This is a genomic window from Amycolatopsis sp. NPDC004169, from assembly GCF_040610315.1.
In the GTDB taxonomy this organism is placed as follows: domain Bacteria; phylum Actinomycetota; class Actinomycetes; order Mycobacteriales; family Pseudonocardiaceae; genus Amycolatopsis.
On the sequence record NZ_JBEXMD010000024.1, the window covers coordinates 105,021 to 117,663 of the forward strand.

At 71.7% G+C, this 12,643-nt stretch carries 11 protein-coding genes; 4 read left to right on the forward strand and 7 right to left on the reverse strand.

Annotated features, from left to right (window positions below):
• Position 1 precedes the first annotated feature (1 nt).
• Positions 2-1,057 (forward strand): alpha/beta hydrolase, encoded by a 1,056-nt coding sequence (locus ABZX11_RS29020; RefSeq protein ID WP_354918703.1) that lies wholly within the window; start codon positions 2-4, stop codon positions 1,055-1,057.
• 341 nt (positions 1,058-1,398) lie between these two features.
• Here the strand turns inward: ABZX11_RS29020 and ABZX11_RS29025 are convergent, their stop codons facing one another.
• A complete protein-coding gene (locus tag ABZX11_RS29025) occupies positions 1,399-2,070 on the reverse strand; it encodes a TetR/AcrR family transcriptional regulator (protein ID WP_354918706.1) in 672 nt (223 codons plus the stop codon).
• Positions 2,071-2,162: 92 nt separating this feature from the next.
• On the opposite strand from ABZX11_RS29025, the gene ABZX11_RS29030 reads away from it, so the two are divergent.
• Genes ABZX11_RS29030 through ABZX11_RS29040 form a run of 3 tightly spaced genes read left to right on the forward strand, consistent with a single transcriptional unit; the run spans position 2,163 to position 4,982 of the window.
• Entirely contained in the window at positions 2,163-3,626 is a 1,464-nt protein-coding gene (locus ABZX11_RS29030; RefSeq protein WP_354918709.1) for a DHA2 family efflux MFS transporter permease subunit, read from the forward strand.
• 17 nt (positions 3,627-3,643) lie between these two features.
• A complete protein-coding gene (locus ABZX11_RS29035) occupies positions 3,644-4,051 on the forward strand; it encodes a PPOX class F420-dependent oxidoreductase (RefSeq protein WP_354918712.1) in 408 nt (135 codons plus the stop codon).
• 16 nt (positions 4,052-4,067) lie between these two features.
• Complete coding sequence (locus ABZX11_RS29040) at positions 4,068-4,982, forward strand: NADP-dependent oxidoreductase (RefSeq protein ID WP_354918715.1); 915 nt, start codon at positions 4,068-4,070, stop codon at positions 4,980-4,982.
• 198 nt (positions 4,983-5,180) lie between these two features.
• Here ABZX11_RS29040 and ABZX11_RS29045 read toward each other — a convergent pair whose 3' ends face one another.
• The 6 genes from ABZX11_RS29045 to ABZX11_RS29070 all read right to left on the reverse strand — a co-directional run bounded on the left by ABZX11_RS29045 (position 5,181) and on the right by ABZX11_RS29070 (position 12,629).
• Positions 5,181-6,860 carry a hypothetical protein gene (locus ABZX11_RS29045; protein WP_354918718.1) on the reverse strand — a complete coding sequence of 560 codons (1,680 nt, stop codon included), beginning with the start codon at positions 6,858-6,860 and terminating at the stop codon, positions 5,181-5,183.
• Positions 6,861-6,917: 57 nt separating this feature from the next.
• Positions 6,918-7,808 carry a hypothetical protein gene (locus ABZX11_RS29050; protein ID WP_354918720.1) on the reverse strand — a complete coding sequence of 297 codons (891 nt, stop codon included), beginning with the start codon at positions 7,806-7,808 and terminating at the stop codon, positions 6,918-6,920.
• Positions 7,809-8,297: 489 nt separating this feature from the next.
• Positions 8,298-8,582 (reverse strand): DUF202 domain-containing protein, encoded by a 285-nt coding sequence (locus ABZX11_RS29055; RefSeq protein ID WP_354918724.1) that lies wholly within the window; start codon positions 8,580-8,582, stop codon positions 8,298-8,300.
• Entirely contained in the window at positions 8,579-8,935 is a 357-nt protein-coding gene (locus ABZX11_RS29060; protein ID WP_354918727.1) for a DUF202 domain-containing protein, read from the reverse strand. The genes ABZX11_RS29055 and ABZX11_RS29060 overlap by 4 nt, the downstream gene beginning before the upstream one ends.
• Complete coding sequence (locus ABZX11_RS29065; protein WP_354918730.1) at positions 8,932-10,257, reverse strand: sulfatase; 1,326 nt, start codon at positions 10,255-10,257, stop codon at positions 8,932-8,934. Before ABZX11_RS29065 ends, ABZX11_RS29060 begins: the two co-directional genes overlap by 4 nt.
• Positions 10,257-12,629 (reverse strand): glycoside hydrolase family 3 C-terminal domain-containing protein, encoded by a 2,373-nt coding sequence (locus ABZX11_RS29070; RefSeq protein WP_354918733.1) that lies wholly within the window; start codon positions 12,627-12,629, stop codon positions 10,257-10,259. Before ABZX11_RS29070 ends, ABZX11_RS29065 begins: the two co-directional genes overlap by 1 nt.
• Between the last annotated feature and the right edge of the window lie 14 nt (positions 12,630-12,643).

Consider the following 12,643-nt stretch of genomic DNA (forward strand, 5'->3'; position numbering starts at 1 on the left):
TGTGACCACACTCCTCGACGGAATCACCTCGGCGAAGGTGCCGACCGACCGGCTGACCACGCACGTGCTGGAGGTGGCCGGCCGCGAGCACGGCGAGCCGGTCGTGTTCGTCCACGGCAACGTCTCGTCCTCCGCCTTCTGGCAGGAGTCGATGCTCGACCTGCCGGAGCGGTACCGCCCGATCGCGGTGGACCTGCGCGGCTTCGGCGGCACCGATCCGTTGCCGGTGGACGCGACGCGCGGGGTACGCGACTACGCCGACGACGTGGCCGCCACGCTGGCCGCGCTGGACGTCGGCGCCGCGCACCTGGTCGGCTGGAGCATGGGCGGCGGCGTGGTCCTGCAGCTGCTGCGCGACCACACCGCGCTCGCACGCACCGTGACACTGGTCAACCCGGTCTCGCCCTACGGCTTCGGCGGCACCAAAGGCGCGGACGGCGAGCTGGTCGACGCGGCGGGCGCCGGCTCGGGCGGCGGCGGAGCCAACCCGGACTTCGTCGCCCGGCTCAAGGACGGCGACGCATCGGACGAGTCGCCGTTCTCCCCGCGACAGGTGCTGCTGGCCTTCTACGTCAAACCGCCGTTCCACCCCGCCCGCCTCGACGACCTCGTCGAGTCGATGCTCACCACCCGGGTCGGCGACGACCACTACCCCGGCGACTCCACCACGACCGACGCGTGGCCGGGCGTCGCGCCGGGCACCCGTGGCGTGCTCAACACCCTGGCGCCCGGCCATTTCCGCCTCGATGACCTCGACACCATCGAGCCCAAGCCCCCGATCCTCTGGGTGCGGGGAGCCGACGACCAGATCGTGTCCGACACCTCCATGTTCGACCTCGCCCACCTCGGCCGGCTCGGCGCGGTGCCCGGCTGGCCGGGCGAGGCCACCCACCCCGCGCAGCCGATGGTCACCCAGACCAGAGCCGTCCTCGACCGCTACGCCTCGGCGGGCGGCGACTACCGCGAGGTGGTCATCTCCGACACCGGCCACAGCCCGCACATCGAGAAGCCGAAGGAGTTCTCGGCGGCGCTGCTCGAGGGGTTGGCCCAGCGCTGAGGAGCATCCGACACACCGCCATCCGCCGCCTTGGCGGGATACGGAGTTCAGCTTCTCCGCCGCCTTCCACCGCTCGTATGGGGTGTCGCCAGGCCGCTTTCGCGCCGCTCCGGTGCCCCTGCCCGGAGCGGTCAGGGAGTCCTGCCGCCGCATCGGGCAACGGCGGACCACGGAGTTGACGGCGAAGCGGCGGTTCGGGTGGCAGTCGGCGGTTACGCCGGCGTAGCTGCTTGCGGAAGCCGAGGAACCACGACCGCACTTGCGCCGGCTGCCTCGCCGCATTCGGCCTTGTCTCCGGGCAGAGGTGCTACGGGTTCGCGAGGTCGGCGAGCCCGCCGCGCTCAGGTTCCGGCCAGAAGCCGGTCGAGCACCCGGTCGAGCCCGACGGCGAACAGCTCGTCGTCCGGCCACCCGGCGTCGACGAACCCGGACGTGCTGAGCGTCGGATAGCGCTCGGCGGAGGCGAGGATGTGCGCGCGGACCTTGGCGATCGCGGCCGGGTCGTCCAGCCGGCGCCAGGTGGCGTCCGCCAGCGACGCGCCGAGCACGAAGCCGGCCAGGGTGCGGGTCGCGGCCGCGAGTTCCAGTCCGGCCAGCCCGGCCTGGACGAGCATCGCCTGGATGAACTCGGTGCGCGCGAGCACGTTGGGTCCGAGCAGCGGGCGGCCGAGCAGCGCGGGCGACCAGGGGTGGGCGAGCATCGCGGCGCGCCAGCCGACGAGCAGCGTCCGGAGCCCGTCCCGGGGCTCCGAGCCCGGCGGGGGCACCGGAACTTCGCCGACGACGTGGTCGAGCGCGAGATCCAGCAGGTCTTCCTTCGTCGAGACGTGCCAGTAGAGCGCAGTGGACGTCACCTCGAGCCGTTCGGCGAGCCTGCGCATCGTCAGCCGTTCCGCGCCCGCCGCGTCGAGTTCGGCGATCGCAGCGGTGATGATCCGGTCCAGGGTGAGCGGCGTGTTCCGCCTCGGCGGCCGCGGCGGCTCGTCCCGCAGCCAGACGACGTCGTCGGTCATGACCGGTCACCTTACCCGCCCACATTTGACTTATCGTCGGTAAGTTAATATAACATCGGTAAGTCAAGCCCGTGAGCGATCGAAGGTCTCCCATGAAATCCGAAGCCGTCCCGAACCGGTGGCTCGCGCTGGTCGTCCTCAGCCTGGCCCAGCTGACGGTCATCCTGGACTCCACGATCGTGAACATCGCCCTGCCCACCGCACAGCACGACCTGGCCTTCTCCGACGACAACCGCCAATGGGTCGTCACCGGCTACGCCCTCGCCTTCGGCAGCCTGCTGCTCCTCGGCGGCCGCCTCGGCGACCTCTACGGGCGCAAACGCTTGTTCATCGCCGGCATGCTCGGCTTCGCCGCCGCCTCCGCCCTCGGCGGCGCCGCGGACGGGTTCACCCTCCTGCTCATCGCCCGTATCGCCCAAGGCGCGTTCGCCGCGATCCTCGCTCCTGCCGCACTGGCCATGGTTTCGGTGACCTTCGCAGGCAACGCCGACGAACGCGGCCGCGCCTTCGGCGTCTTCGGCGCCATCTCCGGCGCCGGCGGAGCACTCGGCCTGCTGCTCGGCGGCGTGCTCACCCAGAGCCTGTCCTGGCGCTGGTGCCTCTACGTCAACGTCGTCATCGCCGCGATCGCCATCGGCGGTGCGCTGGTCTTCCTCGTCGACCGGGCCCGCCCGGCACGCACGCCCCTGGACCTCGCGGGCACCGCCCTGGCCCTGCTCGGCCTGTTCGGGATCGTCCACGGCCTCGGCAACGCCGCCTCCCGCGGCTGGACCGACGCGTGGACCGTCGGCCCGACCGCGTTCGGCGTACTGCTCGTCATCGCGTTCGTCCTCGTCGAACGCCGGGTCCGGAACCCGCTGCTGCCGCTGTCGGTGATCCTCGACCGCGACCGGGGCGGGTCCTACCTGACCATCGGGATCTCCGGCACCGGCGGCTTCGCCGTGTTCCTCTTCGTCACCTACTACCTCACCGACACCTTGAAGTTCACGCCGGTACAGAGCGGCCTGGCTTTCCTGCCGATGGTCGTCCTGGTCATGGCCGGGGCGGTGGTTTCCGGTGCGGTGCTGCTCCCCCGGTTCGGGCCGCGCCCGATCGTCCCGGTGGGCAGCCTGCTCGCCGCCGTGGGCATGGTCCTGCTCACCGGGCTCGACGCGGACTCGACCTACCCCGGCGGCGTGCTCCCGGCCCTGCTCGTCATCGGCCTCGGCCTCGGCCTGATCTTCGGCCCCGGCCAGAACGCCGCCACCAGCGGCGTGCGGCCGCACGAAACCGGGGCGGCGTCGGCGATGGCCAACATCACCCAGCAAGTCGGCGGCTCGATCGGCCTCGCGGTGTTCAGCTCCCTCGGCGCGACCGCCACCACGAGCTACCTCACCGCCCACGCCGCAACCGCGACCGACCCCGCCAGCCTCGCCGCGGCGACCTTCGCCGGCTACCACTTCGTGTTCCGGATCGCCGCCGCACTGTTCTTCGCCGGTGCCCTGCTCGCCGCCGGCCTTTTCCGCACCGGCCCCCTGACCGTCAGCCCCGATGCCGAACCCGTCCTCACCCACTGACCGACCCGAGGAGAACCATGTTCACCGACAAGGAAATCCAGTACCTGCACGACCAGCCCCTGTGCCGGGTGGCGACCGCCCAACCCGACGGAACTCTCCAGGTCAGCCCGGTCGGCTTCACCTACAACCCCGACACGCAGACCATCGACCTGATGGGGCTCAACCTCCGCAAGAGCCGCCGGTTCCGCAACGTCGCCGACAACGGCCGCATCGCGCTCGTCATCGACGACGTCCCCAGCACCGACCCCTGGCGGGTCCGCTCCCTGGAGATCCGCGGTCACGCCGAAGCCCTCACCGACGTCGAAACCCCCGGCCACCACGACAACGCCATGATCCGCGTCCACCCCCGGCGGATCATCGCCATCGGCGTCGAAGACTGGGACGTCGACTACACCAAGCAGATCCCCCACAGCCGCAACGTCTGAGAAGGAGACGACCACCGTGAAAGCTGTGCAGTTCAAGCAGTACGGCGGGCCCGAAGTCCTCGAACTCGTAGACCTGCCCGACCCACACCCCGGCCCCGGCCAGGTCCGCATCAAGGTCCGCGCCGCCGGGATCAGCGCCAGCGACACCAAGATCCGCCGAGGCGAACTCAGCTTCGGCGCCACCCTCCCCCAAACCACCGGAGCCGACGTCGCCGGCGTCGTCGACGAACTCGGCGACGGCGTCACCGACGTCGCCGTCGGCGACCGCGTCTTCGGCATCTCCGACGACCAAGCCGCGGCCGCCGAATACGCGCTGCTGACCTACCGCGGGAAAATCCCGCCGTCACTCGGGTTCGTCGACGCCGCCGGTATCCCCGCCGCCCTCGAAACCGCCACCCGCGGCCTCGACCAGCTCCACGTCACCGAGGGCACAACCCTGTTCATCAACGGCGCCTCCGGTGGCGTCGGCACCGCGGCCGTCCAGCTCGCCCGCGCCCGCGGCGCACGGGTGATGGGCTCCGCCGGCGCCCGCAACACCGGCTTCCTGCGCACCCTGGGCGCGGAACCGGTGACCTACGGGAATGGCATGACCGACCGCGTCCGCGCCCTCGCCCCCGGTGGAGTCGACGTCACCCTCGACGTCGCCGGCAACGGCGTGCTCCCCGAGCTCATCGCCCTCGCCGGCGGCGAGCTTAAGAACGTCATCACCCTCGCCGACTTCGCCGGCGCCGAACAGCACGGCGTGCACTTCAGCAACGGCTTCACCGACGGCAACGCCTTCCACGCCCTGGCCACCATCGGCGACCTCATCGAAGCCGGCAAGTTCTGGCTGCCGGTCGAACGGACCTTCCCGCTGGCCGACATCGCCGAAGCCCACCATGCCGCCGAGACCGGTCACGTCCGTGGCCGCCTGGTCCTCATCGTCAACTGAAGGGAACCCCATGAGCGACACCGAATCCGCCTCACCGAACTCATGGGCGCCCCTTACCGGATCGCTGCAGCCCACCACACCCTCGATCGCGAACCTCGCGATCGGCTGAACGCCGGCGCACGACCGCTGAATTTCCACACACAAGGAGCGGGGCACCGGATTCCTCCGGTGCCCCGCCTTGGCCCATCCCGCGAACCGTCAGACGGTGTGCGGGCTGTGCGCGACGGTGTTCCAGCCCGAGGCGATGACGCCGGCGTCGCCGCCGTTGCCGCCCCAGCCGGAGTTCCCGCCGGTGGTGGTGCTGTCGTTCCCGGCGTCACCGGTCGAACCGGTGGCACCCGTCGCACCCGAGTTGCCCGAAGTCACCGTGGTGTGCGACTTCGTGCCGCTCTCGTGCTTCCAGCCACAGCCGTGGTGACGGCTCTGCTGCTCGTGCCCGCGGGTCGAGGAGACGGCGGTGTTGCCGCCCGTCGAGCCCGAGTCGCCCGAGTTGCCGGACTTGCCGCTCACGGCGTTATTGCGGCTGGTGGCGTTCCCGGCGTCGCCGGAGCTGCCACCGTTGCCGCCCTTGGCGGCGCCGGTCACGACACCCAGAACACCGGTACGGCCGCTCTGGTGCTTCCAGCTGTGCCCACCGTTGTTCGTGGCGGAGTTGTGGCCGGTGCTCACGACAGTGGCGTCGCCACCGTTGCCCGCCCAGCCGGAGTTCCCGCTGGTGGTGGTGCTCCAGTTGCCCGCGTCGCCGGTCGAACCGGTGGCGCCGGTGGCACCCGAGTTGCCCGAAGTCACCGTGGTGGCCGACTTCGCCCCATTCTCGTGGTTCCCGTGCCCGCGACCGTTGTGCTGGCCGCCGATGGTCCACACGATGGCGGAGTTGCCGCCGGTTGAACCCGAGTCGCCCGAGTTGCCGGACTTCCCGGTCACCGCGGTGTTCTTGCTGCTCGCGTTGCCGGCGTCGCCGGAGTTGCCTCCGTTGCCGCCCTTCGCGGTTCCGGTCACGACACCCAGGACGCCGGTGTTGCCGCCCCGCTCGTGCCGGTTCCAGCCCCAGGCATGGCCGCCGTCGTTCGTGGCGGAGTTCTCCCCGGACGTGGCCGTGGTGGCGTCGCCGCCGCGGCCCGCGTTGCCGGAGTTGCCGCCGGTGGTGGTGCTGGTGTTGGTCGCGTCACCGGTCGAGCCGGTGGCGCCGGTGTTCCCGGAGTCTCCCGAGGTCACCGTGGTTTCGCACCGCGCCAGCACACACAGGCCGTAGGCGCTGTTGCCGCCGGTGGCGCCGGAGTTCCCGGAGTTGCCCGAGTCACCGGACACCGCGGAGTTGCCGCTGGTGGCGTTCCCGGCGTCGCCGGAGCCGCCACCGTTGCCGCCCTTGGCGGTACCGGTCACGGAGCCGAGGACCCCGGTCAGGCCGCCGCGGGCGCCCCGCGAGTCCGCGGTGTTCTTGCCCGACGCCGCCGACGTTGCGGAGCCGCCGTTGCCGGCGTTGCCGGAGTTGCCGCCGGTGGTGGTGCTGGTGTTCGAGGCGTTCCCGGTCGAGCCGGTCGCGCCCGTGTTCCCGGAGTTGCCCGAGGACACCGAGGTGCTGCACTTCGCGAGCACACAGACGCCGTAGGCGCTGTTGTGCCCGGTGGAGCCGGAGTTGCCCGAGTTGCCGGAGTTCCCGCTGACAGCGTTGTTGCTGCTGCTCGCGTTCCCGCCGGAACCGGAGTCCCCGCCGGTGCCGCCGGCCGAAACGCCGGAGACCACGGAGTGCAGCGTGGTGCCGAGCCCGCCCAGCGGGCCCGAGTCGCCGGTGTCCGCACTGGCCACCGCTGATCCCAGCAGGACGAACCCGCCGGAAATGACCGCGGCGGTCAGGCCGCGTCGCACGTACTTGTGCATGACTTCCCTTTCCTTACCATCTGTCCTTCATGGATTTCCGGAGGTGGAAAGGGTTCGTCAGCTCGGATGGTCGTTGCCGTAGTACTCGAGCCAGTGCAACGACCACGCACCCGCGGGCGGCGCCCGCCACGTGCGATCGGTGCCGGGAATACCGCTCCCGGCCACGGTCACGGCGAACTCACCACCGTGCCGCGCACCGGAACCGGCCGACATCGTCCCGCTCACGCCCGAGACGCCAGCGGGTAACTCGCCGCCACCGGAGCCCGACAGCGGACCGGCAACGCCGATGTCCGCCGAACCGGGATGCCCGGCGACCGGCACGGCCGCGTGCGGACGCGACGAGCCGGCCTGGTTGACCACGACCGGCCCAGTGGGACCGGCAGGCGCGGCGACCACCGGCACAGCACCGCTGTCTTCGCGCGGTCCGGGTTTCGCCGGCTGATCGGTCGCCGGGTGCCCGGTCACCGCCGGGAGCACGTGCTCGGCCCCGACCGCCTGCACCACCGGTGCGGTCAACGGCGCCGTCGCATGCAACACCGGCGAGGTCACCGGAGACAGCGCGTGGAGTACGGGCTTGGTGACCGGCCGCAAAGCCGACAGCACCGGCTCCGCGGCATGCAGCACCGGACGCGTCACCGGTGCGGCCACGGGCTCCAGCCCGTCCGTCACCGGCTTCACCACCGGAGCCACCCGCGACGTCACCGTGTGCACCGTGCCCGCGACCGGCTCGAGCGCCGGCCCCACAGGCTTGAGCACGTCGTGCATGGCGCTCCCGACGCCGCCGAGCAGACCGGGCCGATCCGGCGGCGGCGAACCTTCGGAAGCGTTCGCGGCCCCCGACACGGCCAAGGCCAGCAGGGTGAATCCGAACAACGCGCCGGCCACCACGAGCACCCGAAGTACCAGCGGGTGCTCTACCGGCGTGTCATCCGTCCGGGAAGTATCCATCCATCTCACCCCCTTTCGGGTCTGGACTTCACCGTCAGTCTTGGTTCGGCACGGCAGCCATCACCGGATTGGGTGCAGATCGAAGTTTTTTCTTTCACGCCAACGTGTTTACTACCTCTGAGTAGCGGGTACCACTCGCGGTTTCCTGAGCTCTCCCCCAAATTCGGCAATCCGATCCGGAGAGAGACCCATCCGCCACGCGCCCGGCCTCGATCGGGAAAAGTCCACGAAGGATCCATCCCGCGCCAGGAGCCTGGCGGCGGGTGACGCCCGCAGCCGCCCACCAGAACTCGCCAAGAAGTTTCTACGTCCGCGAAGACCGACTACTCGACGAACTCCGTGCACGATTCCCCGAGACGGCCGACACGATGGTCCGACGATCGCGAGCTACCTGAGAGCGAATTGCCTGACGATCAGCTGTGACTGTTCCCACGCGAGAAGTCAAACCTCGATAACGAAGGCGAACCTCCCTCTGCGGTGCACTCGGCGCTACCTCCACAGCAGGTGCCCGGCGGCGAGCGTCCCGACCAGGCTGGTGGCCGCCGAGAGGGCAAGCAGCACCCTCGGCGTAGCGGTTCGACGTGGGTACAGTCCGGCCCGCCCCGCGATCACCACCACCGCCAGCGCGCCGAATCCGGCTGTCAGAGCCAGTGCAGAAGCTTCGACCAACCCGGTCCGCAGCAACACGGCCGCGGCCACTGCGGCGGACAGGGCCGTCCGCCGCCAGGCCAGCGCCGTCCGCTCCGGCTGCAGCCCTGGGTCGCGCTCGCTCACGACCGGTGGGTCAGCACGACGAACACCACGACCATGCCGGTGAGGGCCGCGATCGTGCCCATAGCGGCGGGCAGCCAGTCCATCGGCAGTGGCCGCTGGTGCCGCATCGCCCGCTGCACCGTCGCCCACCGCCGGTAAGCGAAGGCCGCCAGCACCGTGCCCGCCACCGCCAGCAAGACCGCCAGCCCGGTGCGCAGCCCGGCGACCGAGAACGACGGCACCAGCTGCGCCAGCGCCACCGCACCGGCGATCAACGCCAGCGCCGTGCGCAGCCACGCCAGGAAGGTCCGCTCGTTGGCGAGGGTGAACCGGTAGTCCGGCTCCTCCCCCTCCTCGTACCAGTGCGGCTTCACGACTCGGCCAGCAACGCCCGGTAGGTACCGAGCAGCGGATCGCCAGTGGTGTCCAGCCAGGCAAGCAGCTCCCGCCGCACCGCGGCCAGGTTCTGCTCGTGGGCGGGGTCCGTGGCGAGGTTGGCCAGCGAGTGGGGATCGGCTCGCAGGTCGTAGAGCTCCTCCGGGGCGCGGTGCAGGTAGAACCCGACCCGGTCGCCGCCCGCTTCGACCATCGCCGGCCACGTCAGGCCCAGCATGTTCTCGGCGCGGTACTCGCGAACGCCGTCGGACCAGGCGTTCCAGATGTAGCCGAACCGGGCGTCCTGGCGGCAGCGCATCTCGAACCGGCCCTTCGCGGCCGTCTCGTGGAACACCGTGTGCACCGCGTCGCGGCCGCCCTGCGGTTCCCCGCGCAGCAGCGGAAGCAGGCTCCGACCATCCACTCCGGACGGCACCGGCACCCCGGCCGCCGCGCAGAAGGTCGGGAAGAGGTCCAGCGCCGACACGAACGCCGTGTTCTCGCTCGTGCCGGGGCGGGTGACGCCCGGCCAGCGCACGATCAACGGCGTCCGGCTGCTCTGCAGGTAGCAGTTGGCCTTGGCGAACGGCACCGCGATCCCGTTGTCCGACAGGAAAACGACGAGCGTGTCCGCCGGATCCACGGCTCCGAGGACGGCGGCCACGACGTCGTCGCAGCGCCGGGACGAGCTGAGGTACTCGCGGTACTCCTGCCGCACGCCGGGCAGGTCCGGCAGGAATCCGGGCACCCCGACGTCGTCCTCCGGTCCGAAAACGCGCGACGGCGGCGGGTAGGTCGCGCGGGCTTCGGCGGGGAACCGCTCCTGCTCGGCCTGGCTGCCGGAGTACGGCCGGTGCGGGTCGTGCGCGTTCGCCATCAGGAACCACGGCCTGCCCTGTTCGGCCGCCTCGGCGACGAAGGCCGCCGTCGCTTCGCCGTAGGCGTCGGGGCTGCGGCCCATGCCCAGCTCGCGCATGCCCCGGGTGAAGTCCCAGCCGAACCGCTCGACCGGTTGCAGGTGCTCGACCTTGCCGAGGATGCCCGAGAAGTACCCGGCTTCGCGCAGCACCTCGGTCAGCAGCGGGACGCCGTCGGCGATCGGTTCGAAGCCCTGCGCGCCGTTGCGGTGCGGCCACCGGCCGGTCATGATCGCCGACCGGCTGGGCTGGCACACCGCGACGGCGACGTGCGCCCGCCCGAACGTCATGCCTTCGCCGGCGAGCCGATCGAGGGTCGGCGTGACGCCTGCCGGGCCGCCGAAGCAGCCGGGGGTGTCGCCGCCCATGTCGTCGGCGGTGAGCAGCAGGATGTTCGGCGGCATCACGCACTCCCCAGCCGCAGGGTGGCGCGGACGTCCCCGAGGCCGCGGGCGAGCAGCAACTCCCCGTCCGGCGGCAGCTCCACCCACTTCCCGTTCTCCCAGCGGCGCCGCAGGCGCGGATCCCCGGTCACTTCGACCCGCGCGCTCTGCCCCGGTTCGACGGTCGCGGCGCCCCAGCCGACGAGGCGCACCGGCTGCCGTTCGTCCGCCGGGCGGAAGTACAGCTGGACGACCTCCCGGCTGGTGCGGCCGCCCGTGTTGGTCACGGTGACCGCGACCCGGTGGCCGTCGTCGTCCAGCACCGCGGCGTCCGAGTAGTCCCAGGTCGAGTAGCCGAGGCCGTGGCCGAACCAGAACGCCGGCGCGGGTGCGCGGCCCGCCTCGTGGCCGCGGTAGCCGATGAACGGGCCTTCGGCGTACTCGAGCCGTCCGTCCACCGGGGTCACCGACCACGCGGGAGCCGCGCCGTCCGCCGCCGGAAAGGTCGTGACCAGGCGCCCGGCAGGTTCGATGTCGCCGAGCAGCGCGGCCGCGACGGCGTGCCCGCCCTCCTGCCCCGGCAGACCGGCCCAGAGCACGGCGTCCACCTGCTCCAGCCACGGCATCAGCACCGGGGTCGCCGCGTTCACGACGACCACGGTCCGGCGGGCGGCGGCCGCGACCGCACGAACGAGGTCGTCCTGCACGCCGGGCAGCCGCAACGACATCTTGTCGACCGCTTCGGTTTCCTGCTCCTCGGTCAGCCCGACGACGACCACGGCCACGTCGGCGGCGCGCGCGGCGGCCACCGCCCGGTCGACCGCCTCGGTCACGTCCTCCGGGGCCGGGCGCGCGACCAGCCCGTACAGGCCCCGGCCGCCGGGCTCGAGGGTGACCTCGGCTTCGAGCAGCGCGCCCGGCTCGACATCGACGAGCACAGTGTCACCCGGTGGCCGCAAGACCGCTTCGCCGACGTCGCCGCTGGTGAGACCCAGCTCGAACCGGCCGGTGCAGCCGCCGGCCCGCACGTCCCACGTGCCGACGCCGATGCCGCCGACCAGCGTTCGCCCGCCTCGCGGCAGTCGCGCGGACAATCGAACGACTCGCGGCGCCTCGGGCAGGTCGTCGTCGACCCCGATCATCGTGCTCGCCGCCGCGAGATCGCGTTCTCCGAGCAGCGAGCCGTCGGCCGCGTGCAGCGTCACCCGCATGCCGGGCTCGCCGGTCGACGGGTGAACGGCGAACTCCGGCCCGGCCGGGACCGGACGTTCCCGGACCTCCACGCCGTCGACGACGGTGACCGCGTCGCCGAGCAGCCCGGTCAGTCCCTCGGCGACGCTCACCTGGTACGGCGGGTTCACCCGCGCCGAGCCGCCGCCCATGTCGATGGTGTCGACGGCGTGCCGGCCGATCAGCGCGACGGTGGTTTCTCGTGCCAGCGGGAGGATCCCGTCGTTCGTCAGCACCGTCATGCCCTCGGCGGCGAGCCGGGTCAGCTGCGCCCGCCGGGCCGGGCTGTCCGGCGCGGGCACGTCACGCGGAGGCCGCGATGTGCCGACGCGTTCGGCGAGCAGCAGCAGGCGGTCGAGGTGGTCGTCGATCACGGCTTCCTCGACTTCACCGGCTTTCACGGCGTCGACGAGCCGGTCTCCCCACGGCCCGACCGGACCGGGCATCACCAGGTCCAGTCCGGCGTTGGCCGAAGCGGCCGTGCTCGTGGTGGCCCACCAGTCGGACACGACCAGCCCGCGGTAACCCCACTCCCCCTTCACGATGTCGGTGATCACGTGCCGCTGTTCCGTGGCAGGGGTGCCGTTGACCCGGTTGTAGGCCGCCATGATCGACCACGCGTCCGCGTCGGCGACCGCGATCTCGAACGGCAGCAGGTACACCTCGCGCAGCGTCGCCTCGTCGACGACGCTGTCGACGGTGTGCCGGTCGGTCTCGGACTCGTTGGCCACCAGGTGCTTCAGACACGCGCCGACCCCGTGGTCCTGCAGGCCTCGGACGTACGCGGCGGCGAGCGCCCCGGACAGCAGCGGGTCCTCGGAGTACGCCTCGAACAGGCGGCCGCCGAGCGGGCTGCGGTGCAGGTTGACGGTCGGCCCGAGCACGACGTGGATGCCCTGCGCCGACGCCTCCTCGGCGAGCAACCGGCCCACTTCGTAGGCGGTTTCGGTGTTCCACGCCGACGCCAGCAGCGTCGCGTTGGGGAACAACGTGACCGCGGGGCCGCCGGAGAACGTCAGACCGCGGACCCCGGTGGGCCCGTCCGACAGCCGCAGCTCGGGCAGCCCGATCGCGGGCGCCGGGCGGAGGGTGAACATGCTCGCGCCGGTCAGCAGCGCGACCTTGGCCGGCAGGTCCAGCGCACTGTCCACAGTGGAAGTCATCGGAAACCTCTCGA